Annotated in this window: 19 protein-coding genes and 2 pseudogenes; 5 read left to right on the forward strand and 16 right to left on the reverse strand. The window is 69.9% G+C overall.

The features are described 5' to 3' along the window. Positions 1-130: 130 nt before the first annotated feature. From VMR06_RS00820 to VMR06_RS00840, 5 genes are all read right to left on the reverse strand, one after another. Positions 131-580: a hypothetical protein gene (locus VMR06_RS00820; RefSeq protein ID WP_325371995.1), complete on the reverse strand. Its 450-nt coding sequence runs from the start codon at positions 578-580 to the stop codon at positions 131-133. Beyond that, entirely contained in the window at positions 577-5,694 is a 5,118-nt protein-coding gene (locus VMR06_RS00825) for an RHS repeat-associated core domain-containing protein (RefSeq protein WP_325371996.1), read from the reverse strand. The genes VMR06_RS00820 and VMR06_RS00825 overlap by 4 nt, the downstream gene beginning before the upstream one ends. A gap of 493 nt (positions 5,695-6,187) precedes the next feature. Continuing rightward, positions 6,188-7,084 (reverse strand): adenylate/guanylate cyclase domain-containing protein, encoded by an 897-nt coding sequence (locus VMR06_RS00830; protein ID WP_325371998.1) that lies wholly within the window; start codon positions 7,082-7,084, stop codon positions 6,188-6,190. Between the two features lie 103 nt (positions 7,085-7,187). Further along, a complete protein-coding gene (gene hrpB, locus VMR06_RS00835; RefSeq protein WP_325372000.1) occupies positions 7,188-9,725 on the reverse strand; it encodes an ATP-dependent helicase HrpB in 2,538 nt (845 codons plus the stop codon). A gap of 13 nt (positions 9,726-9,738) precedes the next feature. Then, positions 9,739-10,536: a zinc-ribbon and DUF3426 domain-containing protein gene (locus tag VMR06_RS00840; RefSeq protein WP_325372002.1), complete on the reverse strand. Its 798-nt coding sequence runs from the start codon at positions 10,534-10,536 to the stop codon at positions 9,739-9,741. Between the two features lie 220 nt (positions 10,537-10,756). Here VMR06_RS00840 and ubiM point away from each other — a divergent pair, with 220 nt between their 5' ends. Continuing rightward, entirely contained in the window at positions 10,757-11,944 is a 1,188-nt protein-coding gene (gene ubiM / locus VMR06_RS00845; protein WP_325372004.1) for a 5-demethoxyubiquinol-8 5-hydroxylase UbiM, read from the forward strand. Between the two features lie 24 nt (positions 11,945-11,968). Here the strand turns inward: ubiM and VMR06_RS00850 are convergent, their stop codons facing one another. From VMR06_RS00850 to yihA, 8 genes are all read right to left on the reverse strand, one after another. Beyond that, positions 11,969-12,499 (reverse strand): DUF488 domain-containing protein, encoded by a 531-nt coding sequence (locus VMR06_RS00850; RefSeq protein ID WP_325372006.1) that lies wholly within the window; start codon positions 12,497-12,499, stop codon positions 11,969-11,971. A gap of 84 nt (positions 12,500-12,583) precedes the next feature. Then, complete coding sequence (prmA, locus tag VMR06_RS00855) at positions 12,584-13,480, reverse strand: 50S ribosomal protein L11 methyltransferase (protein WP_325372008.1); 897 nt, start codon at positions 13,478-13,480, stop codon at positions 12,584-12,586. A gap of 7 nt (positions 13,481-13,487) precedes the next feature. Continuing rightward, complete coding sequence (accC, locus tag VMR06_RS00860; protein ID WP_325372010.1) at positions 13,488-14,855, reverse strand: acetyl-CoA carboxylase biotin carboxylase subunit; 1,368 nt, start codon at positions 14,853-14,855, stop codon at positions 13,488-13,490. 14 nt (positions 14,856-14,869) lie between these two features. After that, positions 14,870-15,331 (reverse strand): acetyl-CoA carboxylase biotin carboxyl carrier protein, encoded by a 462-nt coding sequence (gene accB, locus VMR06_RS00865; protein ID WP_325372012.1) that lies wholly within the window; start codon positions 15,329-15,331, stop codon positions 14,870-14,872. Between the two features lie 42 nt (positions 15,332-15,373). After that, entirely contained in the window at positions 15,374-15,823 is a 450-nt protein-coding gene (aroQ, locus tag VMR06_RS00870; protein WP_325372014.1) for a type II 3-dehydroquinate dehydratase, read from the reverse strand. A gap of 101 nt (positions 15,824-15,924) precedes the next feature. Continuing rightward, a complete protein-coding gene (dnaG, locus tag VMR06_RS00875; protein ID WP_325372016.1) occupies positions 15,925-17,664 on the reverse strand; it encodes a DNA primase in 1,740 nt (579 codons plus the stop codon). 89 nt (positions 17,665-17,753) lie between these two features. Then, a complete protein-coding gene (locus VMR06_RS00880; RefSeq protein ID WP_325372019.1) occupies positions 17,754-17,927 on the reverse strand; it encodes a DUF1328 domain-containing protein in 174 nt (57 codons plus the stop codon). A 125-nt stretch (positions 17,928-18,052) separates the two neighbouring features. Beyond that, the gene (yihA, locus tag VMR06_RS00885) at positions 18,053-18,664 is read right to left on the reverse strand and encodes a ribosome biogenesis GTP-binding protein YihA/YsxC (protein WP_325372021.1); all 612 of its coding nucleotides are present in this window, start codon (positions 18,662-18,664) and stop codon (positions 18,053-18,055) included. Positions 18,665-18,834: 170 nt separating this feature from the next. Here yihA and VMR06_RS00890 point away from each other — a divergent pair, with 170 nt between their 5' ends. Continuing rightward, a complete protein-coding gene (locus tag VMR06_RS00890; RefSeq protein ID WP_325372023.1) occupies positions 18,835-19,173 on the forward strand; it encodes a DMT family protein in 339 nt (112 codons plus the stop codon). A 244-nt stretch (positions 19,174-19,417) separates the two neighbouring features. Here VMR06_RS00890 and VMR06_RS00895 read toward each other — a convergent pair whose 3' ends face one another. From VMR06_RS00895 to VMR06_RS00905, 3 genes are all read right to left on the reverse strand, one after another. Next, on the reverse strand, positions 19,418-20,023 hold the full coding sequence (locus tag VMR06_RS00895) for a YigZ family protein (protein WP_325372025.1): 606 nt from the start codon (positions 20,021-20,023) through the stop codon (positions 19,418-19,420). Between the two features lie 240 nt (positions 20,024-20,263). Next, on the reverse strand, positions 20,264-21,106 hold the full coding sequence (locus VMR06_RS00900) for a hypothetical protein (RefSeq protein ID WP_325372027.1): 843 nt from the start codon (positions 21,104-21,106) through the stop codon (positions 20,264-20,266). Next, on the reverse strand, positions 21,103-21,690 hold the full coding sequence (locus VMR06_RS00905; RefSeq protein ID WP_325372029.1) for an RNA polymerase sigma factor: 588 nt from the start codon (positions 21,688-21,690) through the stop codon (positions 21,103-21,105). The genes VMR06_RS00900 and VMR06_RS00905 overlap by 4 nt, the downstream gene beginning before the upstream one ends. A gap of 254 nt (positions 21,691-21,944) precedes the next feature. On the opposite strand from VMR06_RS00905, the pseudogene ligA reads away from it, so the two are divergent. From ligA to VMR06_RS00915, 3 genes and pseudogenes are all read left to right on the forward strand, one after another. Further along, positions 21,945-23,796, forward strand: a pseudogene (gene ligA / locus VMR06_RS00910) (NAD-dependent DNA ligase LigA); the annotation flags it as partial. A gap of 263 nt (positions 23,797-24,059) precedes the next feature. Further along, positions 24,060-24,305 (forward strand): annotated as a pseudogene (locus VMR06_RS18175) (BRCT domain-containing protein); the annotation flags it as partial. A gap of 143 nt (positions 24,306-24,448) precedes the next feature. Continuing rightward, positions 24,449-25,354 carry a glycosyltransferase family 2 protein gene (locus VMR06_RS00915; protein ID WP_325372033.1) on the forward strand — a complete coding sequence of 302 codons (906 nt, stop codon included), beginning with the start codon at positions 24,449-24,451 and terminating at the stop codon, positions 25,352-25,354. The last annotated feature ends 9 nt before the right edge of the window (positions 25,355-25,363 follow it).

The raw sequence follows: 25,363 nt of genomic DNA on the forward strand, positions 1-25,363 counted from the left end.
ATGGAACTTACTATACCTTAGACGGCTGAATCACCTGGCGTAATGCAGCGACTCGGCAAAGAACGCCAGCGAACCCCTAGCAATGCATTAAAGAATCACCCACCAATTGAGAAGAATATTTCGAGGAAATTCATTGAAATGTAATGTCCAATACATTTGAGGTGACGCCTTCCATCTCGCCATCCTGGTACAGCCAGTTATAGACAGCCTCCACTTTATACTTACCTGGAGGCAAACAATAGAGTCTTTTTATATTTCCGTATTGCTCTACGACGCTTATTCTATGAGAATAAAAAAGCGTAGATTCTCTCGGCATGCTTGAATAGTTAATTTGCGCGCAAAAATAATATTCATGACCTTTTAAGTCGAATATTCTAAAGTGCACGCCAGGAGAACTTTCATTTGGTGAAATAACAATCGGAAGGCTAATTCTTGAATTATATATTGATTTACTCTCGACACTCAACTCCAGCCCATTATCTTTTTCTTCTATCTTGAATTCAATGTCATCTTTAGCATAGACAGAGGTGCCGATTAAGCACATCAGGATATATAAAGAAAATGTGACTGCATCCCTCATTCTAATCCCGCCCTAGCTTTGTAGTATTCCAATCTAGATTTCATTTCAGAAATCTCTTCTTCAGTATTGCCGAACCTAGCCAAATTGGCCGGGCGCAGGTTATATCGATACGCCTCGACCTCTCGCAGGTTATACGCTCTTTTATTCCCGAAATCCAACCGGAGAGCGGACATAAGCGCGAACTGTCCCACATGCACTTCGATCTCATGACTCAATATATAGCCGAGATAGCTCCACGACTTATATGCCGTCGGGCCAACCCGAACCGTGATGCCACCGTCGTACTCAGTTATGCCGTTGTCCCTCAGACCAGGATCATAGTGGGGGCCGCTATATTTTGATTTTGATTCGATTTTGAACCTTGAAACAGCCTCATCAGCCGCCTTCTGTCTATCCGATGAATCCTGAGAATTCATCCACCCTTGTATTTCTTTTGTTGGTGCATTTTGTTTTCCAAATCCTGTGCTGAATGTATTGTGCGCCGAGTATGTCCTAGCGGACGAGCCGCCCCAATCACCTCGCTCCAAAGAACACGTCGTGTCCGTACCGCAGGCCTTGCGACCATCCGGATCGATGTTGTTGTAGGGGCTGTTGTTGGCGTACCAGTACCGATTGAAGCTGCCTAGCGTGGAAGAGACCGGATCGGTGCTGACGAAGCGGCTCTGCACCGGATCGTAGTAGCGCGCCTGCATGTAGACCAGCTTGGTCAGCTCGTCGGACATATGGCCGGTGAAATCCGGACCGTCGAAGAACACCTTGTTCGATGGCTCGCCATACGGCTCGAGCGGCCGGCGATTGGCATCCAGCGTGGTGCCGGCACTGTTGGTCTGGAACACCGGCGTGCCCAGCGCATCGGTGTGCTGGTAGGTCACCCCCGACGCGTCGATCTTCGCCAGCAGATGCCGGTTCAGGTACACATGCTTGGTCACCGCCGTGCCGCTGCGCTCGTAGACCAGTTGGCCGGCCTGCGTGTAGACCTGCAGCCGCGACGGCTCGCTGTCTTCGCTGATCCGGATCCGCCGTCCGTTGCCGTCGTAGTCGTACTGCGCCAGCACCGTCGAGGTGCCCGTCTGCTTGACCTGGCTCATCCGGCCGCCGATGTCGTACACGTAGTCGTGCGCTACGAACAGCGGTGCGCCCGGTGAGTACCGGTACGTCATCTCGCCGCGTGCGTTGTAGTTGTAGGACAGTGTCGAGCTGTTCTCCGAGTCGTAGATCTGCGTCAGCCGATTCTTGGTGTACGTGTATTGAAAGTCCCGCATCGCGTAACCGGGGGTCCAGCTGTAGTTGCGGCGGAAGTTGTCCAGCGCGTCATACGCGTAAACCACATTGGCTGTCGTCGGCGACACGCCGATCTCGACGCCGTTGAGACGATCCAGTCCGTCGTAGCTCATCTGCCTCTTATTGCTCGACGTCGGCGTCAGGTCATCGATCGTCTTCACATTGCCGTTCACGTCGTAGGTGTAGGCATCGATCAGGAAACTGCCGTTCTGCACGCTCGCCGGCAGGCCACGCAGGTTCTGGATCACCGTGTGGCTGATCGAATTGCCATATGTGAACGAGCTCACGCCACCATTCGCGGCGTGCGCGATGTCCGAGGCATAGTTGATCCCGCCGCTGCTGAGGCGGCTCGGCTGCCCCAGTTGGTTGGGCGAGTAGTTCACCGTCGTGTTGTCCGGATAGGTCATCGACGTCCGGCTGCCGTTGGCGTCGTAACCGTAGCTCGTCGTGAACGTCCCCTCCGACACCGCCAGCGCCTCGCTGCGCAGTAGGCGACGCTTGTCGTAGGTATAGGTCCATTGCGACAGCAGGCTCGTCGTGTTCCACGGCTCCGTGCGCACCGTCAGCAGCAGATTGTCCGCCGTCCAGGTCCGCCGGATCTTCGGGCTGTTGTCGCCGAAGGTCGTCAGCTCCAGACGGTTGCGGTCGTCGTAGCTCATCGTCGCCTTCGCATTCACCGGCACCGAGCCGCGCTGGCACTCATACTCATCGGTCAGGGCCTGCCCCTTGGCTTCCCAGGCCACGTTGCCGGCTGCGTCGTAATCGATCACCGTCGCACCGTTCGGAGAACTCGGCCCACCGGTTTCCGGTTCGATGATCTTGCACAGTCGATGATTAGGGTCGTACACGTAGCGACGCGTCGCCGAGATCGCCGAGTCGTCCCACGTGCCGCTGCGCGTGACGGTCGTCGGCCGACCGTACACGTCGCGGGCGATCGTCGTAGAACGCTTCTCGCTCTCGATTAGGGTGGTCACGTTCTCCGAAATCTGGATCGGCGCATCCTCACTCGGCTCGTCGAACAGCTGGTACCAGGTGTCGGTCACCGCGCCGCGCGGGTTGGTCACCCGCTTCTGGAAGCCGGTCAGGTATTGGATCGTCGTCGTGGCATCGGCCGCCGCACCGCTCAGCTCGGTCTTGGCGACCGTCTGGCTCACCCGGCCCAGCGCGTCGTAGCTCGTCGTAGTGCCCGGCGGCGACGAACCGATCGATGCGATCGTCCGCTGCGGATAGGACTCGAACGTCGTCCTTCCCTGCCCGTCGAATCGCTTGAGCACCATCTGCCGCGACGCGGCCTCGGTCGTACCGCTGGTGCCGTCGTAGCGCTTGACCATCGCCGGGCGCAGCAGGGCATCCAGGTAGGTAATCGTGTAGCCGTTGCCGGTGGTCACCGTCTGGCGCCAGTGCGAACCCCCGGGAATCTCCGAGGTCGTCCCGAACGTATAGGTCAGCGTGGTCGTGTTCCACGTCGTCAGATCGCCGCTCGGATAGGTGATCGACGCCAGTCGGCCCAAGCCGTCGTAGCCGTACATCCGCGTTCCGCCGGCCTGCGTCACCTGTATGATCTCGCCGGTATCGTTCACGACTACCTGCATCGTGTCCAGGTTGTGATACGTGATCGTCTGCGGAATGCCTCGCTTGTAGACCGAGTATGTCGTCGTCTTGCCCAGCCCGTCCGTGCTCTTCCACAGCGTGCCGTCCGCGTACCAGTCGTAGCTGCGCTCGAGTACACCGTACTTCGTGTGGCTCAGGATGTTCGCCGTGGTCGAGTCGTAGGTGTTGTACACCGGCGTGGTCACCGCCGACGGGCTGGCGCTCGGCCAAGCCTGCACCTGTGCCACCTGGCCGAGCACCCACTTATTGGTGTTGTCGTGATACGTCGTCGATTCCGTACGGCTCGAGCCGATGCTGCCTACGCGCGAGCGGATCACCTGCAGCGGCCGGCCCCGCACGTCGTAGGTCTGCGCCTCCCAGCTCATGCCCACGTCTTGCTGCAGCGTCAGCCGCTTCTTCTCCGCGATGATCCGCTCGGTCATGTACGGATCGCCGCGCGTCTGGATGCTCGTCCCGTATGGATGCGGCCACGGCGGCGAGGAGCCGAATCCGCCGCCACTGGTCGGGAAGTAGGTCGTCTCCACCGTCCGCATCGCCGTGCTCGTGCCCGGATTCCAGCCGCTCTCCACCTTCAGCAGCTGACCCTCGTTCACTCCGGCCCGGATGCCGAACGTATAGCGCGTCTGCGATCCCTCCGGATCCATCACCCGCACCGTCTTGGTCGTCGGGGAGCTGCCCGTGCACAGCGGACTGGCCAACGTGCCCGCACCTGCCGGATCCCAGCAGTAGCTCGTCGAGGAGATCGTCTCGTTGTAGACGTACGTCCAGATGTAGCCCGGCAGGCCCGTGCCCGTGATCGCCTTGCTCGTCAGCGACAGCTCTCCAAACTGCAACGGCTGCTTGGACCAGCTGCCCGAGGTCACCGTCGATCCCGGCGGCACGATGCACTCCCACTTCACCCACGTCCGGCCGTGCTCCTCGCGCGTCAGCGTGAAAGAACCGGTCGCGCCGCTCGGATGACGCATCGTGCCCGTGAATGAACCCGGGTCGCCCGGATAGCTCGAGTTGCAGTTCGACGGCGGCGCCGTCAGCGACAGCGGTGCATTCGACAGCGGGCCCAGATCGAACTGCCAGTACGACACACCGTCGGGCTGATACACCCGCCACAGCCGACCGCTGCTGTATTCATAGCTCCACGTCCGCGACGGCGATCCGCCCGATTGAGCCGTCACCGACTGGATCAGGCTCGTGCCCGATACGTACGTGAAATTCAGCGAGCGTGTGTCGGCCGGGGTGCCTGTCACGTTCGTCGACACGATGCTCGTCAGCTGCGAACCACTCCAGGTATAGGTCACCGTGTTGCCGTAACGGTCCGTCACCACCGTCGGCACGATCCAGATCTCCACACGCTGCAACTGGCCGTTCACGCCCGTCACGCTCACCGGTGGGTAGGCCGTCTCCCAGCCGCCACGCGGAATCGTGCCGCCGCCTCCCGTCAACGGACGTGTCTGTCGGCTGATCAGGTGAGCGAAGCGATACCGCGTGCCGTCCGGCGTCAGCAGCGTGAAACCTTCGTTGCTCGTATCCAGTCCGATCGTCGAGCATCTGATCATGCCCCCCGACTTGGTCACCAGCGGATAGCTCGAGCCGTCGGTCGGCGCCTGCGTGTTGCCCGATGCCCGCTGCAGGATTTCCTGATCACCGCTTCCCGGCAGATACACGAAGCTGCCCTGCCAGTAGCTCTCCGGCGACATCGGCACGCTGCCGCCCCCCGGCAGGCCCATCAGCGTCTCCGGCGGCGGACTGAACTGGCTGCAGCGCAGATTATTGCCGCTCTGCGTCTGCCATCCGGTTTCCATCGCGAACACGCCGTGCACATGCGGAATGTCCAGATCCCAATCGCCGAAATGGCGGTTGAATTCGTTGCTCTGCGTCGGCCGATAGCGACGGCCTGCCGCCACCGGCAATGCGCTGTTGCCCGGAATGCTCACGTCCGTCTGCGTGAACTCCAGCGCACCCGTGTACAGGCTCACCTGGTCGCCGAACAGATCCGCACCCAGCGACCCCACCACGTCGCTGCCGCGCAGCAGCTTGCCCTGCTCGCCGTAGATCGACACTTCCTTCGGCTGCGCCTGCACCACGCCCGCGCTCAGCAGCACGGCGCTCAGCAGACCCAGCAGCACGACACGGCCACTGCACGCGCCAGGGGCTCGAGGATCGGCGGCACTCGACCGTGCGGAAGGGCTGACCCATGCGCTTAGCGCGCGGAACGACGCGGACATGCAAAAGCTCCTTTGCAGGCCCGGAATGAATACCCCTTAGAGAGAAGAACGAACGCCTTGCGCGTCCGTACACTCAACCGGAATCCAGCCCGATGCCCTGACGTGAACGTCGGGGCCACCCCCTGCGGGCTTCCCTGCGACGTGGGCCGACCTTAACCCGAACCGAGCAATCTGGAAAGCGCGACGATGTGACGGATTGTCTCGTGATGTAACGCGCGCCACGAACATGCAGTGCCACGCCATGATCTACGACGTCGCCTGACGAGATCGGTTGCAACCATTGGACGATCCCATGTCGGAAGACTCTGGCTTCCCTTACCGACGGCCATTCGAGTTCCCTATGTCGCCGAGCCCTGTCGCCGAATCAAACTGACGAGTTAGGTCAGTCAGAAGACATCCGAAGCTGTCTCGTCGCTTCGATTCAGCGGCCTCGCTACGGCAACTCCCATATGCTTGGCGGCCCCACGCGCAACAGGCCAGGTCGACCCAACTTTCACCCGCCACACTGAAAATACAGCGTATCGGCCCAGGTCGGGTCGTGCGCCTGGCCCAGGCTGACCAGGCCGCTGCGGCGCAGGTGGACGTCTTCGCGGTGGACATGCTGCTCGTCGTCCTCGCCGATGCGCAGCCAACTGCCGTTGGTCGAGCGGTCGGTCAGCACGAAGTGGCCGCGCTTCCACTCGATGACCGCGTGCATGCGCGAGACCCAGTCGGCCTCGATGACCAGGACGTTGGTCGGATCGCGGCCGATCGTGAACGCCTCGGAGGCCTCGTCGATCTCGAAGACCTGGCTGCGGTGGCGCAGCAGCAGCCGCACGCGCGCGACCGGCTCGGGCGATTGGACCATGCGCTGGACCGTAGTCACGTTGCCGAGATCGTCGTGCCAGACCACTTCGGCGATGCCGACCGGCTGCGCCTTGCCGGCGACGCGCGCACTGCCGAGCGAGCGGATGCGCAGGCCGGCAGCCTGGGTGACGCCGCTGGTCATCGCGGCGCTGGCGACGATCTGGTCGCGGCGCGCGATCGAGGCCATGCGCGCGGCGACGTTGACCGCATCGCCGAAGACGTCGCCGTCCTCGAACAGCGCCTCGCCGTGATGCAGGCCGATACGGATGCCGAGGTTGTCGCGCACGAACTGCGCGTCGGACTTGATGCGGCGCTGCATGTCGCTGGCCGCGAACAGGCCCTGCACGGCGCCGGGAAACGTGCACATGATCTCGTCGCCGATCGTCTTGACCAGGCTGCCGCCGTGGCGCTGCGCGATCTCGAGCAGAGTGCGCAGCACGCCGGCGATGATCGCGCGTGCGGTGACGTCCCCGCGCGTCTCGAACAGCTTGGTGCTGCCGGACACGTCCGCGAACAGAATGGTCGCTGCCTTGCGCTCGCTCATGCCCGGGCGATCATACAGGAGCACTCCGCGCCCCTGGGAGACTCAGGATGGGCGTTCGCGCGTCCACTTGTGCGCATGGGGGACCCGCGCGGCGGCGGGCGATTCAGGTGCCGCGCGGCTTGGCGCGGTGGGTCGGCCGCGCGTTCCACGGATCGTCCGGCCAGGGGTGCTTGGGGTAGCGCCCCTTGAGTTCCCTGCGCACGTCGGGGTAAGTACGCTCCCAGAAGCTCTTCAGATCGCCGGTGACCTGGATCGGTCGGCCGGCCGGCGACAGCAGGTGCAGCAGCAGCGGCACGCGGCCGCCGGCGATGCGCGGCGTCTCGGCCAGGCCGAACAGCTCCTGCAGCTTGACCGCGAGCACCGGCGGCGCGTCGGCCGAATAGACGATCGTGCGCTCCATGCCGCTCGGCACGCGGATCGCCGGCGGCGCTTCCTCGTCGAGCGTGCGGCGCAGCCGATGGTCGAGCCGTGCGGCCAGCGCATCGGACAGCGTCGCGGCGGCGATCGCGTCGAGCCGGCGCACGCCGGTCAGATGCGGTGCCAGCCATTCCTCCAGCGTCGCCAGCAAGGCGGCATCGGAGAAGTCCGGCAGGTCGAGCTCCGGCCGCCATGCGCGCAAGGCCTCCACGCGCAGTCGCAGCGACTGCGCGGCTGCGCTCCACGGCAAGACGTCGATGCCGCGCGCGCGGATCGCGGCGAGCAGGGCCGGCACGCTGTCGGCGGCGGTGGCCGGTACGCTGCGCCGCTCGAGCACGATCGCACCGAAATGGCGCTCCTCGAATGCGGCGACGGCCGCGGCGGCCTCGTTCCATTCGACGACGCGGCGCTGACCGAAGCTGCGCGGAAAGTCGCGCGCGAGGCGCTCCGGATCGAACGGCGCGGCGGCCAGGATCAGGCTGTCGCGCGCGTCTCGGCGCAGATCGGCGACGACCAGCCAGGGCTCGCCGTAGAGCGCGCTGTTCTCGTGCAGCCGTGCGCCGCGACCGTTGGCGAGCTGGTAGCGCAGCGGCTGCGCCGGATCCTGCCGCGCGATGCGGTCCGGGAATGCATGGATCAGCACGTCGCCGAGCGCGGTCGGACCGAGCGCGCGCGAGACGGCGGCGTCGGTGGCGCCGGCGCGGCGGCGCCAGGCGTCGGCGGCCTGCGCGATCGCGCCGAGCGCGGCCGCATCGGCGCCGGCCGCGCGCACGGCGCCGTGATCGCGGCCGCGCCAGGCCGACAGCGCGACCTGCCGCGGCCGCAGATCGTCGCTGCGTCCGGCCTCGCCGCGCAGCGGATTACGCGCCTCGATCAAGGCCGCGACGTCGCAAGCCAAGGCACGTTCGGCGCCGGTCGCGCGCATCACCGCGGCACCGAGCCGCGGCGAGGCGCCGAGCCGCAGCAGGTCGCGGCCGAGCGGCGCCAGGCGGCCGTCGCCGTCGAGTGCGCCGAGCGCGGTCAGCAGGTCGCGCGCCTGTGCCAGCGCGCCGGCCGGCGGACGGTCCAGCCAGTCGAGCGCGTCCGATCCCCAGGCGGCCAGCTCGAGCGCGAGGCCGGACAGCTCCACCTGCGCGATCTCCGGCATGCGCGCCGGCTCCAGACGGCGGCTCTCGGGCCACAGCCGCAGGCACAGGCCCGGCCCGAGGCGGCCGGCGCGGCCGGCGCGCTGGTCGGCCGAGGCCTGCGAGATCGTCACGGTCTCCAGCCGCGTGAAGCCGGAGTTCGGATCGAAGCGCGGCTCGCGCGCGAGGCCGCTGTCGACGACCGCACGGATGCCCGGCAGCGTCACGCTCGATTCGGCGACGTTGGTGGCCAGCACGATGCGGCGACCGCCGCCGGCGGCCGGCTGCAGCGCGGCCTGTTGCGCGGCGAGAGCGAGCTCGCCGTGCAGCGGCACCACCTCGGCGCCGGCCAGCGCGTCGCCTTCGGCCGCGAGCGCCTGCGCGACGCGGTCGATCTCGCGCTTGCCGGGCACGAACACCAGCACGTCGCCGTCGCTCTCGGCCAGCGCCTGGGCGATCGCACGGCGCACCTGGAACGGCCAGCCGGGCTCGCCGAACGCCTCGCCGGTGCGCGCCGGCGGATGCGCGATGCGGACCGGAAAGCTGCGGCCGGCGCTGGTCAGCCGCGGCGCGTCGAGCCAGCGCGCGATGCGCTCGCCGTCGAGCGTCGCCGACATCACGACCAGGCGCAGATCGGGACGCAGGTTGGCCTGCGCGTCGAGCGCGAGCGCGAGGCCGAGATCACCCTGCAGATGGCGCTCATGGAATTCATCGAAAACGATTGCGCCGATGCCGGAGAGCTCCGGATCGTCCTGGATCAGGCGCGTCAGGATGCCCTCGGTCACGACCTCGATCCGCGTCGCCGCCGAGACGCGCGACTCGAAGCGGATCCGGTAGCCGACCGTCGCGCCGACCGGCTCGCGGTAGCGCGCGGCCATGAAGCCGGCAGCCGCACGCGCGGCGATGCGGCGCGGCTCGAGCATCAGGATCCGGCGCTCGCCGAGCCATGGCGCGCCGAGCAGTGCCGGCGGCACCTGGGTGGTCTTGCCGGCGCCCGGCGGCGCCTCGAGCACCAGGCGCGGATGTTCGGCGAGCCGGCCGAGGATGTCCGGCAGCAGTGCATCGATCGGAAAGCCGCCCGGCGCGGCCGCGTCGCTCACCGCGGCACGGCCGTCAGTCGAAGCGGAACTCGAACGCGACCGCGTCGCGTCCGGGATCGACCACCTCGAAGACCAGGGCGGCGCTGGCACCGGCGGCGAGGCCGGCGGCGAGCAGCTGCGGATCGGTGAGGTATTCGGACGGCTGGAAGCGGCGCATCGCGACGCGCCGCTCGTCGAGATCCGACAGCACGATCTCGACGACCGGGAAGGCCTGCGCGAACGGCGCGTCGTTGCGCACCGTCGCCGAGATGATCAGCGCGCCGGCCACCGACGGATGCGGACGGATGTCGCGCGAGCTCAGCGCCAGACGCGACAGGTCGCGGCGCGGCGGCAGACGGCATCCGAGCGCCGCCAGCTTCGCGCAGACCGCGTCGGCGCGCGGCCGCCAGGTGTCGCTCTCGAGCCAGCGCGCGCGCTCGACCCAGGCCGCCTGCACGGCCAGCGCGATCGCCAGCACCACGCAGGCGACGACCCATGGCCAGGAGCGGTGGCGGCGCGGCGCCCGGCGCACGCGCGCGAACGCCGGCTTGCCGGGCCGCTCGGCCGCGCGCGGGCGCTCGTCGGGATCGAAGAACAGGCGGGTCTGGCGGCTCTGCGGCCGGTACACCGGCACGCCGAGCTGCGGCGGCGCAGCGGCGACCGGATGCGCCGGCAGGCTGTCGATCGGCTCCGGCGGCAGGCTCTCGGCCACCGTGCGCAGCGCGTCGAAGACGGCATTGCAGTGGCCGCAGCGCACGCTCGCGTTCGCGGCCGCGAGCTCGGCGGCGGCGAAACGGAAGATGGTCCGGCATTCCGGGCACTGGGCGTACATGGGCGTAGGCGGCGGCGAGCGAGCCGGCCGATTGTACGTGCGCGGCGCCCGGCGGGCACGAGACGCCGGTCGCGTCGCGCAGCGCCGCCGAGCCGCGCGCTGCGACCGCGCGCCGCAGGCCGCGGCGCGGCGCGCATGACGCCGGTCAAAGCCGACCGGCACGCCGGCCGCGACACTGCGCCTTCCGTGCCGGCTGGTGCCGGCCGCAGCAGGAACCGTCATGCCCATCGACATCGCCATCGTCGGCGCGGGACCGGCCGGCCTCACGCTGGCGCGCAGCCTGCACGGCAGCGGCCTCGGCATCGCCCTGATCGACCCGCAATCGCGCGAGGCCCTGGCCGAGCCGGCCTTCGACGGGCGCGAGATCGCATTGACGCACGCCTCGCGCCGCCTGCTCGAGGCGGCCGGCATCTGGTCGCGGCTGGATCCGCAGGCGATCGCGCCGCTGCGCGAGGCACGCATCGTCGACGGCCACGGCGCGACGCCGCTGACGATCGGCAGCGGCGACCGCACGCCGCTCGGCTTCCTGGTCGCGAACCAGGCGATCCGCCGCGCGGCGTTCGACGCCGCGATCGGCGGCGACGGCGTGAGCCTGTTCGACGGCTGCCGCGTCGTCGCGCTCGACACCGCGCGGCAGGACCGGACCGTGCTGCAGCTGTCGGACGGGCGCTCGCTCGCGGCGCGGCTGGTCGTCGCCGCCGACGGCCGCTACTCGACGACGCGGCGCCTGCTCGGCATCGGCGCGCGGCAGCGCGATTTCGGCAAGACGATGCTGGTCTGCCGGATGATGCACGAGCGGCCGCACGGGGCGGTCGCGCTGGAATGGTTCGACCACGGCCAGACCGTCGCGCTGCTGCCGCTGGCCGGCCGCTGTTCGTCGCTGGTGCTGACGCTGCCGCCACTGGAGATCGAGCGGCTGATCGCACTGGACGACGAAGCGTTCGGCGTCGAGATCACGCAGCGCCTGCGCGGCCGGCTCGGCGCGATGCAGCCGGCCGGCAGCCGCCATGCCTATCCGCTGGTCGCGAGCTTCGCCGATCGTTTCGCCGGGCCGCGCTGCGCCCTGGTCGGCGATGCCGCGGTCGGCATGCATCCGGTGACCGCGCACGGCTTCAACTTCGGCCTGCTCGGCCAGGCGCGTCTGGCCGCCGCGATCCGCGCCGGCGCGGACTCGCCCGGCGGCGACGTCGCCGATCCGGCACGGCTGGCGCGCTATGCACGCGAGCACCGCCGCGAGACCGAACCGCTCTACCGCGCGACCCAGCTGATCGTCTCGCTGTACACCGACGAACGCGCACCGGCGCGCTGGCTGCGCGCAGCCGTGCTCGGCGCCGCGGCGCGCCTACCACCGCTCCAGCGCGCGATCGCGGCGCGGCTGACCGGGCATGCCCATCGGCTGCCGGGCTGAGCGGAGGAGCGCGTGCGAGCAAGCTCAGAACAGACTGGCCTGCGCCTCGCCGTAGACCGGCACGTCGCCTTCGAGCCGGGCCGGCTCGCGGAACGCGTGCGGCGCGGTCGCGTCGTGGCCGAGGATGTGCTCGACCTGCCAGCCGTGCAGCATGAAGTCGTCGGCCAGCATCGAGCGATGGCACTGCCACCACAATCGCTCCGCGCACATCACCGCGCAGCGCCGGTCCGCGGCCAGCGCCGCGAGCATGGCATACGCCTGGCGATACTCGGCGCTCGCCATGTGGTCGGCATAGCCGCGGAAACCCTCGCTGCGCCAGACGCCGTTGCGCGAATCGGGCAGCGGCCGGCGGCGGCCGCCGAGCGCCTGCAGATGCAGGTAGCCGATGCCGGCCTCGGCGAGCGCGGCCGGCAGCGTCGGCCCGAACTGCGGATGGCGGCGCGAGCCCGGAAAGCGGCGCACGTCGGCGACCACCTCGATCGCATGCGCCTGCAGGCGCTGCACGAAGGCGTCGATCGTGTCGGTCGAATGTCCGATGGTCCAGAGCGTCGGCATCGCGGGCTCAACGGGGCGGCCGCGCGGCCGCAGTGGGCCCGATGCTAGCGGCGCCTGATGAACGCCCGCGCGCCGCGCAACCGCCTAGCGGCGCCGGCCGCTGATGCGGACCCAGTCCTCGCGGACCGCGACGGTCAGATCGTCGAACCACTCGCCGTAGCGCGCGAGCAGCTCCTCGTGCTGGCCGTGCAGGATGCCCGACAGCGCGAGCGCGCCACCCGGCACGACGCAGGCCGCGAAGCGCGGCGCGAGTTCGGCCAGCGGGCCGGCCAGGATGTTGGCGACGAAGACCTCGGCCGGATGGTCGTCGAAGGCGTCCGGCAGATACAGCGCGAGCCGCTCGGCGACGCCGTTGCGCTCGGCGTTGTCGCGGCTGGCGGTGATCGCCTGCGGATCGTTGTCGATGCCGGCGACCTCGGCGGCGCCGAGCTTGAGCGCGGCGATCGCGAGCACGCCCGAGCCGCAGCCGAAGTCGATCACGCGGCGGCCGGCCAGATCGGCCGCATCGAGCCATTCCAGGCACAGCGCGGTGGTCGGGTGTGTACCGGTGCCGAACGCCATGCCCGGGTCGAGCCGCACGATCGCCAGCGCCGGATCGGCCGGCGGCTCGACGTTCCACGGATAGATCCACAGCCGGCGCCCGAAGCGCATCGGCTTGAACTGGTCCATCCAGGCGCGCGTCCAGTCCTGGTCGGCGACCTCGCGAAACGCGATCTGGTCCGGCGCGAGCGCCGGCAGCAGCTCGCCGAGCACGTGGACGAGGCCGTTGCGGTCGACGCCGGCGTCGAACAGCGCCGACAGCTCGATCGTCTCCCACAGCGGCGTCTCGCCGACGCCCGGCTCGAAGATCGCCTGCTCGTCGGGCGTCTCGGCATCGGCGTCGCGCAGCGTGATCGCCAGCGCGCCGACGTCCTCGAGCGCGGCCTCGACGGCCGGCTGGTCGTCCAGGCGCACGGTCAGATTGAGTTCGAGCCAGGCCATGGGAGCGTCAGCCGATGCCGATCGCTTTTTCCTTGGCCTCGGCGATGCGCTTCTCGAGGTAGTGGATGTTCTGGCCGCCGCTGCGGAAACCGCCGTCGGCCATGATGCGCTGCTGCAGCGGCACGTTGGTCTTGATGCCGTCGACGACCAGCTCCGACAGCGCGATGCGCATGCGCGCGATCGCGGTGTCGCGGTCGGCACCGTGCGCGATCAGCTTGCCGATCATCGAGTCGTAGTTCGGCGGAATGCGATAGCCGTCGTACAGATGCGTGTCGACGCGGATGCCGGGGCCGCCGGGCGCCTCGAAGGTCTTGATCGTGCCGGGACTCGGCATGAACGTGTCGGGGTCCTCGGCGTTGATGCGACACTCGATCGCATGACCGGTGAAGCGCACGTCCTCCTGGCGAATCGACAGCGTATGGCCGGCCGCGATCAGCAGCTGCTCGCGGACCAGGTCGATGCCGGTGATCATCTCGGTGACCGGGTGCTCGACCTGGATGCGCGTGTTCATCTCGATGAAATAGAAGCGGCCGTTCTCGTACAGGAACTCGAACGTGCCGGCGCCGCGATAGCCGATGCGCAGGCAGGCGTCGACGCAGACCTGGCCGATCTCGGCGCGCTGCTCGGGCGTGATGCCGGGCGCCGGCGCCTCCTCGACGACCTTCTGGTGGCGGCGCTGCATCGAGCAGTCGCGCTCGCCGAGATGGATCGCCTGGCCCTGGCCGTCGGCCAGCACCTGGATCTCGACGTGGCGCGGGTTCTCGAGGAATTTCTCCATGTAGACCTGGTCGTTGCCGAACGCGGCGCGCGCCTCGGTCTTGGTCATCGCGATCGCGTTGCCGAGGTGGGCCTCGGTGAACACCACGCGCATGCCGCGTCCGCCGCCGCCGCCGGCGGCCTTGATGATGACCGGGTAGCCGATCTCGCGCGCGATGCGCAGGTTCTCGGCGGTGTCCTCGCCGAGCGGTCCGCCCGAGCCCGGCACGCACGGCACGCCGGCGGCCTTCATCGCCTTGATCGCCTCGACCTTGTCGCCCATCAGGCGGATCACGTTGGCGGTGGGGCCGATGAAGATGAAGCCGGACTGCTCGACGCGCTCGGCGAAGTCGGCGTTCTCGGACAGGAAGCCGTAGCCGGGGTGGATCGCCTGCGCGTCGGTGACCTCGGCCGCGGCGATCAGCGCCGGCACGTTGAGATAGCTCTCGGCCGCGGGGCCGGGGCCGATGCAGATCGATTCGTCGGCCATGCCGACGTGCTTGAGGTTGCGGTCGACCGTCGAATGCACGGCGACGGTGCGGATGCCCAGCGCATGGCAGGCACGCAGCACGCGCAGCGCGATCTCGCCGCGATTGGCGATCAGGACTTTCTCGAGCATCGTAGGCTCCGGTCTCAGCCGATCACGAACAGCGGCTCGTCGAACTCGACCGGCTTGCCGTTCTCGACGAGGATCGCGGTGACCGTGCCGGCGACGTCGGCCTCGATCTGGTTGAACATCTTCATCGCCTCGATGATGCCGAGCGTGTCGCCGGCCTTGACCTTCTGGCCGACCGTGACGAACGCCGGTGCGCCCGGACTGGCCGAGGCGTAGTAGGTGCCGACCATCGGCGAATGCACGATGTGGCCTTCCGGCAGGCCCGGCTTGGCGGCCGGCGCGGGGGCGCTCGACGCGGCGGCGGCCGCCGGCGCGGCCGGCTGCTCGACCGCGACCGCCGGCAGCGGCGCGGACACGGTCTGGATGCCCTTGGGGAATCGCGACAGGCGGACGATCTCCTCGCCCTCCTTGATCTCCAGCTCGGCCAGGTTCGATTCTTCGAGCAGATCGATCAGCTTCTTGATCTTGCGCAGATCCATGATGGGAACTCGTCTGTGGGGCCCGGCGGATGCCGCGGCCGGTCAGGATGGAACGGCCGCGAGCCGGGCGAGGATCGCCTGGAGCCCGAACCGGTAGCTGTCCACGCCGAGGCCGCCGATCACGCCGACGGCGAGCGCCGACAGGACCGAGTGATGGCGGAATGCCTCGCGGGCGTGGACGTTGGACAGGTGCACCTCGATGAACGGAATCGCCACCCCGGCCAGCGCGTCGCGCAGCGCGATGCTGGTATGGGTGAACGCGGCCGGATTGATCAGGATCCAGGCCACGCCCTCCTCGCGCGCCGCGTGGACGCGGTCGATCAGGGCGTGCTCGGCATTGCTCTGGAAGCTCGCCAGTGCGTGACCGGCCGCCGCCGCCGCGGCGGCCAGCTCCGCGTCGATCGCGGCCAGCGTCATCGAGCCGTAGACCTCGGGCTCGCGCGTGCCGAGCAGGTTGAGGTTGGGGCCGTGCAGGACCAGGATCTTCGCCACGGGGGCCTTAGCCGATCGAACAGGCGCGCAAGTGTCCTCGAAGTCGGCAATGCTGTCCAGTTCGGCGACGTTTGCCGAAATTTTGCCGAGTGCCGGCCGGATCAGCGCCCGCCGGCCGCCAGCAGGCTGCGCAGCTCGTCGTTTTCGGCGGGGCTGAGCGCGGTTTCGTGCAGCTTGCGCTGCAGATCGTCGCGGCGCTGCAGCCGCGCCTGGCGCTCCAGCTGCGCGAGCGCGCCGGCGAACTCGGCCTGCAAGGCCTCGCCGTCCCCGGGGAACGGCATCACCGCGAGCTTCTGCAGCGCGGCGGCCTCCCCGCGCTCGCCGAAATGCTCGAGCAGGGCGCCGGTGGTCAGGCTCGGCCGGCCGCGCGTCAGCGCGATCAGCTCGATCAGCAGCGCGACGCCGGGCTGGCGCAGCTCGGCGAACGTCCACGGCGGCTCGACGGTCGCGCCGAGCGCCGGGTTCTGCACCAGCAGCGCGACCGCGGTGCGCACCAGCGAGCGCTGCGGCGGCCGCGAGGCCCGCGCCTCGGCCGAGGCGCGCGCGATCAGCGGCGCACCGGCCGGGCCGGACGCGCCGGGCATGCGCGTGCCGCTGGCGCGCTCGAGCTCGCCCTCCATGAGGTCGCGGAACGCGCCCTCGGGAATCTGCGCGATCAGCGGCCGCGCGCGTGCGGCCAGCCGCGCCTTGCCTTCGAGGCTGCCGAGGTCCGACTCCTTGCCGACCTCGGCGAAGAAGAACGCGCTCAGCGGCGTGGCCGCCTTCAGGCGCTGCTCGAAACCGGCCGCACCTTCCTGGCGCACCAGCGAATCGGGATCCTCGCCTTCGGGCAGGAACAGGAACCAGGCCTGACGGCCGTCGCGCATGCGCGGCAGCACCGATTCGACCGCGCGCCAGGCGGCCTGGCGGCCGGCGCGATCGCCGTCGAAGCAGAAGTAGACGTCGGCCGCGTTGCGGAACAGGAGCTCGGCGTGCTCGCGCGTGGTCGCGGTGCCGAGCGTCGCCACCGCCTGCGTGATGCCGGCCTGATGCAGCGCGATCACGTCCATGTAGCCCTCGACCACCAGCAGTCGCGCGATCTTCTGGTTGGCCTCGCGCACCTGCCACAGGCCGAACAGCTCGTGGCCCTTGTGGAACAGCGGCGTCTCGGGCGAGTTGAGGTACTTGGGACCGTCGTCCTTGCCCATGACGCGGCCGCCGAACGCGATCGTGCGGCCGCGCCGGTCCAGGATCGGAAACATCACGCGGTCGCGGAAGCGGTCGTAGCGCTTGCCGCCCTCGCCGCCGGCCAGCATGCCGGCCTTGTCGAGCAGCGCGATCCGCTGCGGCGTGCGGCCGAGCGCCTGCAGCACGCCGTCCCATCTGTCGGGGGCGTAGCCCAGGCCGAAGCGCGCACGCGTGGCCTCGTCGACGCCGCGGCCGTCGAAATAGGCCTGGGCCCGGGGACTGGCCGCCAGCGCGCGCCGGTAGAACGCGGCGGCGCCCTCGAGCAGCTCGAACAGCTCGGCGCTGTCCTCGCGGACCTCGCGCCGGCCGCCGCCCTCGTACGGCACCTTGAGGCCGACCCGCGTGGCCAGCTCCTCGACCGCGTCGACGAACTCGAGGCGGTCGTAGTCCATCAGGAACTTGATCGCGCTGCCGTGCGCGCCGCAGCCGAAGCAGTGATAGAACTGCTTGGCCGGCGACACCGTGAACGACGGCGAGCGCTCGTCGTGGAACGGGCAGCGCGCGGTCCAGTCGCGGCCGGCCTTGCGCAGCGGCACGCGCTGCTCGATCACGTCGACGATGTCGACGCGGGTCAGCAGGTCGTCGATGAAGGTGTCGGGGATGCGGCCGCGCATGAGACGCATAGGATATGCCACGCGGCCCGGCCGCCGGGGCCGGCGGTGGCGCGCCGCGACGCCTCGGTCGCGGCACGCCCGGAGCGCAGCTAGGTGAACAGGTTGATGCCGAGCACGATGCCGAGGATCGCCAGCGCGACCAGGACGAGGAAGATGAAGAAGATGATCTTGGCGATGCCGGCCGAGGCACCGGCGATGCCGGTGAAGCCGAGCGCGCCGGCAATCAGCGCGACCACGGCGAAGAAAATGGCCAACTTGAGCATGGCGACTCTCCTGGGTTCTGGAAGGGCGGGATCCGATCGCGCAACATGAGCCCCCGCGATCGAGACCGCAGCGTGCCAGAGCACGCCGCGCGCCGACCTGAACGCGCTCGGCGCCGATTTAGCGCTCAGTCAGCGCCGCCCAGGCCCAGCCACTGCGACAGCACGCCGCGCGCCTCGTCGACGCCGGTCTTGGACAGCGACGAGAACAGCTGCGCGGTCGCCTGCGGCGCCAGCGTCTGCAGTTCCTTGCGCACCGCCATCAGCGTGCGCATGCCTTCGGAGCGCGAGAGCTTGTCGGCCTTGGTCAGCAGGCAGTGCACGGCGCGTCCGGTCGCGACCGCGTACTCGAGCATCTGCTGGTCGAAATCGCGCAGCGGATGGCGCACGTCCATGATCAGCACCAGGCCCTTGAGCGCCCCGCGCGTGCGCAGATAGGTGTCGATCAGGCCGCGCCAGTGCAGGCGCAGATTGGCCGGCACCTTGGCATAGCCGTAGCCGGGCAGGTCGATCAGCCGATGCATCGCGTCGATCGGGAACACCACCAACTGCTGCGTGCGCCCCGGCGTCTTGCTGGTGCGCGCCAAGCCCTGCTGGTCGCAGATCGCATTGAGCGCGCTCGACTTGCCGGCGTTGGAGCGGCCGGCGAACGCGGCCTCGGCGCCTTCGTCGGGCGGCAGATCGCGCAGGTGGTGCGCGCTGATCAGGTACTGGGCGGTGCGGAACGGATTCTTGGCCATGTCGGTTCGGGTCGGAGGACGGTCCGCGCCGGCACGGCGGGGAAGCGGCGGCGCCCGGCGGCACCGGTGCGCATTCTCGCCCAAGCGCGGCGCGGGCACACCCCGGCGCGCGGCGATCGGCTAGGCTCGCGCCGTCCTCCCCGCCCCACCGCCACGCCGGAGTGCCGTCCATGTGGACCTACACCGCCCCGATCCTGCTGCTGATCGCCTCGAACGTGTTCATGACGTTCGCCTGGTACGGGCATCTGAAGTTCACGGATCGTCCGTTGTTCGCGGTCATCCTGGTCGCCTGGGGCATCGCGTTCTTCGAATACTGCCTGCAGGTGCCGGCCAATCGCATGGGCTACCAGGTCTACAACCCGGCACAGCTCAAGACGATCCAGGAGATCATCACGCTGGTCGTGTTCGTGGTGTTCTCGGTCACCTACCTCGGCGCCGCGATCAAATGGAACCATCTGGTCGGCTTCGCGCTGATCGCGCTGGCGGCGTTCTTCATCTTTCTCGACTAGGGAGGCGCGGCGCAGCGGCGGCCGGCTCGATCGGGCGCCGTGGGCGGCGGGCGCGAGGCCGGTCCATCGGCGGCGGCCGGGACGCGCGTCCTGGACATGCATCGATCGCTGCATCGGCCGCGGCGCCGGCCCCGCGCGATCGCATCGTGCAGCGCGACCCGCGGCCATCGGCGCGCGACCGGCCCGCATCGCCCAACGCCAGCCGGCCCGCGACGCCGGCGCCGCCGCGTAGCGGATCGCGCGGTCAGATCGCAGGCGTTTCGGGATCGCGTACGGAGCCGCGCCCGCGCGTCAGATCGCGCAGCCAGTCGGCGAACGCCGCCGCGCGCTCGCGCGGCAAGGCCACGCGCAGCAGCGCGCCGTCCGCGTCGAAGCGCTCGTCGAGCCGCTCGGCCGCGAACTCGGACAGACGCGCATGCAGGATCGGCAGTGTCGGGAAGTCGCAGCGCACCTCCAGCGTGCTGCGCTCGACGATCGGCAGCCGCGCGGCCAGACGCAGGCATTCGGCCGCGCAGCCGCCATAGGCACGCGCCAGGCCGCCGGCGCCGAGCTTGATGCCGCCGTACCAGCGCGTGACGACCACGACGACGCGATCGAGTCCCTGCCCGTCGATCGCCTGCAGGATCGGCCGGCCGGCGGTGCCGCCGGGCTCGCCGTCGTCGGAGAACCGGTACTGCTGGCCGTACCGGTAGGCCCAGCAGTTGTGCGTGGCGGCCGGATCGGAGACGCGCGCGACGAAGCGCAGCGCGTCCTCGACCGCATCGAGCGGCGCGGCCCGTGCCGCGAAGCGGCTCTTCTTGATGTCCTGCTGCAGGCGGCACTCGCCGGCCAGGGTTTCGCTGCTCGCCATCGCCGCATTGTAGGCGCCGCGGCGGGGCGCTTCGCGTCGACGCGGCCATTGCACCGGCGGCCGCGCGGTTTCGAGAGCGCATCGGCGACCCGACCGCCTGCGCGAGCGTCGCGATGGACACCGGCGCTGGCGCGCCACCGCTTGCGTCACTGACGACGCGCATCCCGGCCAGCCGCGCAGCCGGGCTCGATCACGCCTGCCCTGCGTGGGCTCTGGGTCCGGCGGCGCGACGCGACCGCGTCAATCGTCGAGCAGCGGTTCCAGATCGGCCGGAATCGCGCGACGCGGATGCACGCGGCGGTACAGCCGCAGGTTCTCGCCGGCCCAGTGGTGCTGGCCTTCGCGCTGCAGACGGCGGATCTCGTCGAGCCAGCGCTCCGGCGGCAGACGCATGTTGCGGCGCAGCTCGGTCGAGGTGATCGGCGCCGGACTGGCGACCGCGCCGCCGCGCGAGCGCGCGGCGTCCGCGGCCGGCGCCTCCTCGCGAGCGGGCGCTGCCGGGGCACGCTCGGCAACCGCGGCCTCGTCGGCGCCGGCGGCGGCCTGCTCGGATCTCGACGGGGCGTCCGCCGGCGGTGGCGCGGGGGCCGTCTCGGGCGCGGCCTTGCGCTGGGCGCGTACCGTCAGCGGTTCGGCCGCGGCGGGACGAGGCGCCTGGCGCGCAGACGCCGCCGGCCTGGGCGGCGCCGCCGTGCTCTGTGCCGATGCGGCGGACGGTGCCGACGGCACCGGCGAGGGCACCGGGTCGGCCGGCGGCGGCACGATCGGATCGACCGCGATCACGCCGGGCGGTGCCGGCTGCGAAACCGGTGCCGTGCCGGGCGCGTTTTCGCGCTGCACCTGCCAGGCGATGCCGGCCGCGAGTGCGATGCCGGCGACCGAGCCCAGCCCGAGCAGCCAGCGCTGTCGCGGCCGGCGTCGCGCGTCGGCGCCGCGTACCGCGCGGGCCGCTTCGGCCAGGATCGCGCGATCGAGCCGGCGCGGCGGCTCGGTCCGCGGCAGCTTGCGGTAGACCCGGCCGAGTTCGCCGCCGTCTTCGGCGAGGAAGGCGTCGAGGTCACGCTCGCGACGGTCGCCGCTCACGACTGGAACCTCGCACGGATGCGCGCCAGCGCGTAGCGCAGACGCGACTTGACGGTCTCGCGGCCGGCACCGGTCAGCTCGCCGATTTCCTCCAGCCCCAGCCCGCCCTCGATGCGCAGCAGGAACGCCAGCCGCTGCTCCTCGGGCATGTCCTCGAGCGCGAGCTGCAGCTTGCGGCGTTGCTCGAACTCGCTGAGCACGCGGTCGGGCTGTTCGGCCTCGGGCGCGTCGAGGCGGCGGAACACCACCTCGGTCTCCTCCCCGGAGGCGGTCGGTCGTTGGCGCCGGAAGCGGTCGACGATCAGGTTGTGGGCGATCTGCAGCAGCCAGGTCGTGAACTTCGCCTCGGGCCGGTAGCGCGCGCGCGCGGCGATCAGCCGGCTCCAGGTCTCCTGGAACACCTCGTCGGCGTCGGCGCGGTTGTGCAGGCCGCGCAGCGCGAAGCGATAGACCGTGCCGCGGTGGCGCCGATAGAGGATTTCGAAGGCGACGGTATCGCCCCCGGCATAAGCCGACATCAGTTCTTCGTCCGTTCGTTCGACCCCCATGCCGGCGAGGTTATGACAATCGGCGGGAGTCGTCATCGACATGGCCCGCTGCAACGCGCGCCCGCGCGCGGCGGGGTTCGGACGCCCCCGCGGGCAGACGGCGCGCCGCGGCTCGGCGATGATGGCCGCCCGGCCGCTGCGGCGTCGGGCCGCGACGAACGGTCGGGCCATCGGTTCCACCGTTCTCGTCTGCGCGGGCGCGGGTATCGGCGCGCGGCTGCCGCAGCTGCTGCAGCCGGCTCGCCGGCGCGCTCAGCTGCGAGTCCGCCGCAGGCTCTACACTCCGCGCCATGACCGGTCCCGCCCTCTCCCCCGCCCGCCGCGCCGCCGCCCTGCGCGAGCGCATCGACGACGCCAACCACCGCTATCACGTGCTCGACGACCCGGACATCCCGGACGCCGAATACGACCGGCTGCTGCGCGAACTCGAAGCGCTGGAGACCGAGCATCCGGAACTGGCGACGCCCGACTCGCCGACCCGGCGCGTCGGTGCCGCGCCGTCGCGCACGTTCGCCGAGGTCCGCCACGAGGTCCGCATGCTGTCGCTGGCCAATGCGTTCAGCGACGAGGAGATCCACGACTTCGTGCGGCGCATCGTCGAGCGCACCGACCAGACCGATCCGCTGTTCTCGGTCGAGCCGAAGTTCGACGGCCTGGCGATCAGTCTGCGCTACGAGGACGGCGTCTTCGTGCGCGGCGCGACGCGCGGCGACGGCGAGACCGGCGAGGACGTCACCGCCAACCTGCGCGTCGTCAAGACCGTGCCGCTGCGCCTGCGCGGCCGCGGCTGGCCGCGCGTGCTCGAGGTGCGCGGCGAGGTCTACATGCCGCGCGCCGCGTTCGAGGCCTACAACGAGCGCGCGCGCCGCGACGGCGGCAAGGTGCTGGCCAATCCGCGCAACGGCGCGGCCGGCTCGCTGCGCCAGCTCGACCCGCGCATCACCGCGTCGCGGCCGCTGGCGTTCTACGCGTATGCGCTCGGTGTCGTCGAAGGCGGCGAGCTGCCCGAGACGCATTCGGCCGTGCTGATGCGGCTGCGCGAATGGGGGTTTCCGGTCAGCACGCTGATCGAGACCGCACGCGGCGCCGAGGGCTGCCTGGCCTATTACCGCCGTATCGGCGCGCGCCGCGACACGCTGCCGTTCGACATCGACGGCGTCGTCTACAAGCTCGACGATCTGGCCGGCCAGCGCGAGCTCGGCTTCGTCGGGCGCACGCCGCGCTGGGCGATCGCGCACAAGTTTCCGGCGCAGGAGCAGGCCACGCGCGTGGTCTCGATCGACATCAACATCGGCCGCACCGGCGCGGCGACGCCGGCCGCCAAGCTCGAACCGGTGCAGGTCGGCGGCGTGACCGTGACCAATGCGACGCTGCACAACGCCGACCAGGTCGCGCGGCTCGACGTGCGCGTCGGCGATACCGTGATCGTGCGCCGCGCCGGCGACGTGATCCCCGAGGTCGTGCGCGTCGTGCCCGACCAGCGTCCGCCCGGCACCGTGCCGTGGGCGATGCCGGCGCACTGCCCGGTCTGCGGCTCGGACATCGTGCGCGAGGAGGGCGAGGTCGTCGCGCGCTGCTCGGGCGAGCTGGTCTGTCCGGCGCAGCGCAAGGAAGCGGTGTTCCATTTCGCGGCGCGCCGCGCGATGGACATCGAAGGCCTCGGCGAGCGGCTGATCGAGGATCTGACCACGCTCGGCTTCGTCGGCTCGGTCGCCGACCTCTACCGGCTGACGCTCGACGACCTGATCGAGATGAAGCGCCGGGCCGACGAGCGCGACGGCACCACGCCCGAGACGGTCAAGGCCGGCAAGATCGCGACCCGATGGGCCGAAAACCTGATCGAGGCGATCGAGCACAGCCGAACGACCACGCTGGAGCGCTTCCTCTACGCGCTCGGCATCGAGCACGTCGGCGAGAGCACCGCCAAGACGCTGGCGACCTGGTTCGGCCGGCTCGAGACGATCCGCCGCCTGCCCTGGCCGCTGCTCAAGCGGGTGCCGGACATCGGCAGCGAGGTCGCCCGCGCGATCGGTCACTTCTTCGAGCAGTCCGGCAACCAGCAGGTCATCGACGACCTGCTCGCGCGCGGCGTCGCGATCGGCGACGAGCACGCGCCTTCGCCGAAGCTGCGCCAGGCGCTGGAGATCAAGGACGTGCTCGTCGCGCTGGAGATTCCGAAGCTGACGCCCAGGCGCGCCGAGCAGCTCGCAGCCGCGTTCGAAGGCGCCGCGGCGATCCTCGCGGCGCCCGAGCATCAGCTGGTCGCAGCCGGCCTGCCGGCCGAGACCGCCGCGGCGTTCGTCGCCTGGCTTGCCGACCCGGATCAGGCGCGTCTGTTCGGCGACACGTTCGCGGCGCGCGAGCGCGTGCTGGCCGATCTGGCCTCGTCCGGCGGCGACGACGCGCCGGCTGCGCCGCTCGACGGCCAGAGCATCGTGCTGACCGGCACGCTGACGACGCTGACGCGCGATCAGGCGCGCGCGCGGCTCGAGGCGCTCGGCGCCAAGGTGGCCGGCAGCGTCTCGAAGAAGACCGCCTTCGTCGTCGCCGGCAGCGAGGCCGGCTCCAAGCTCGACAAAGCGACCGAGCTCGGCATCGAGGTCTGGGACGAGGACCGGCTGCTGGCGTTCCTGGCCGAGCACGAGGACTGACGCCGGCGCGGTGCGCCGACGCGGCGCACGCGCCGCACCGGCCAGGGGGCGAAGCGGCCGTCATCGGCCTGCCGTCCGGGCGTCATCGCGGCGACGCGCGGCCTGCCTAGTCTGCGGGCCCGCTTTCCTCGCGAGGCATGCCGATGTCCACGACGATCCGCCGCTGGCGCGTGCAGGCCGCGCGGCCCGAGCTCAGCGTCATCGTGTCCACCTACAACCAGCCGCTGTGGCTCGAGAAGACGCTGGCCGGCTACGCCGCGCAGAGCATGCGCGGATTCGAGCTGGTGATCGCCGACGACGGCAGCGACGCGCGCACCCGCGACGTGCTCGAGCGCATCGCGCCGCAGCTCGACCTGGCGCTGACGCATGTATGGCATCCGGACCAGGGCTTCCGCAAGAGCGCGATCCTCAATCGCGCGATCGAGGCGGCGCAGGCCGACTATCTGCTGTTCTCCGACGGCGACTGCATCCCGCGCGCCGATTTCGTCGCGACGCACGCCGCGCTGCGCCAGCCGGGCCGGTTCCTGTCCGGCGGCTACTGCAAGCTGCCGCTGAGCACCTCGCAGCGCATCGACGGCGAGGACATCGCGCAGGGCCGCTTCGTCGATCCGGCCTGGCTGCGCGCCCACGGCTGCACCGACGCGGCGATCTCGCGCAAGCTGCGCGTGCACGGCCACCGCGCCGCGCTGTGGGACCGCCTGAGCACCGCGCGCGCGAGCTGGAACGGCCACAACGCGTCGGGCTGGCGCCACGACATCCTCGCCGTCAACGGCTTCGACGAGCGCATGGGCTACGGCGGACAGGACCGCGAGTTCGGCGAACGCCTCGCCCACCTCGGCGTGCGCGGTCTGCGCATCCGCCATCGCGCGATCGTCGTGCACCTGGACCATCCGCGCGGCTACGCGACCGCCGAGTCGATCGCGCGCAACCGCGCGATCCGCGTGCAGACGCGGCGCAGCCGCTCGACCTGGTCCGCGCACGGCCTGCGGCCCGGACCGGCGCCGCTGCTCGGTCCGGCGGTGCCGGCATTCGAGCCGGGCCTGGGCTGAGCGCAGCCG

The organism is Dokdonella sp. (assembly GCF_035511235.1).
Classification (GTDB): domain Bacteria; phylum Pseudomonadota; class Gammaproteobacteria; order Xanthomonadales; family Rhodanobacteraceae; genus Dokdonella.

Coding starts and splice junctions, on each gene's coding strand:
- VMR06_RS00880 (WP_325372019.1), bottom strand. CDS start 17,927: ATGCTCAAGTTGGCCATTTTCTTCGCCGTGGTCGCGCTGATTGCCGGC.
- yihA (WP_325372021.1), bottom strand. CDS start 18,664: ATGGCCAAGAATCCGTTCCGCACCGCCCAGTACCTGATCAGCGCGCAC.
- VMR06_RS00895 (WP_325372025.1), bottom strand. CDS start 20,023: ATGGCGAGCAGCGAAACCCTGGCCGGCGAGTGCCGCCTGCAGCAGGAC.
- VMR06_RS00830 (WP_325371998.1), bottom strand. CDS start 7,084: ATGAGCGAGCGCAAGGCAGCGACCATTCTGTTCGCGGACGTGTCCGGC.
- dnaG (WP_325372016.1), bottom strand. CDS start 17,664: ATGCGCGGCCGCATCCCCGACACCTTCATCGACGACCTGCTGACCCGC.
- VMR06_RS00915 (WP_325372033.1), top strand. CDS start 24,449: ATGTCCACGACGATCCGCCGCTGGCGCGTGCAGGCCGCGCGGCCCGAG.
- VMR06_RS00850 (WP_325372006.1), bottom strand. CDS start 12,499: ATGCCGACGCTCTGGACCATCGGACATTCGACCGACACGATCGACGCC.
- accC (WP_325372010.1), bottom strand. CDS start 14,855: ATGCTCGAGAAAGTCCTGATCGCCAATCGCGGCGAGATCGCGCTGCGC.
- prmA (WP_325372008.1), bottom strand. CDS start 13,480: ATGGCCTGGCTCGAACTCAATCTGACCGTGCGCCTGGACGACCAGCCG.
- VMR06_RS00890 (WP_325372023.1), top strand. CDS start 18,835: ATGTGGACCTACACCGCCCCGATCCTGCTGCTGATCGCCTCGAACGTG.
- VMR06_RS00820 (WP_325371995.1), bottom strand. CDS start 580: ATGAGGGATGCAGTCACATTTTCTTTATATATCCTGATGTGCTTAATC.
- ubiM (WP_325372004.1), top strand. CDS start 10,757: ATGCCCATCGACATCGCCATCGTCGGCGCGGGACCGGCCGGCCTCACG.
- VMR06_RS00825 (WP_325371996.1), bottom strand. CDS start 5,694: ATGTCCGCGTCGTTCCGCGCGCTAAGCGCATGGGTCAGCCCTTCCGCA.
- accB (WP_325372012.1), bottom strand. CDS start 15,331: ATGGATCTGCGCAAGATCAAGAAGCTGATCGATCTGCTCGAAGAATCG.
- VMR06_RS00905 (WP_325372029.1), bottom strand. CDS start 21,690: ATGACGACTCCCGCCGATTGTCATAACCTCGCCGGCATGGGGGTCGAA.
- VMR06_RS00840 (WP_325372002.1), bottom strand. CDS start 10,536: ATGTACGCCCAGTGCCCGGAATGCCGGACCATCTTCCGTTTCGCCGCC.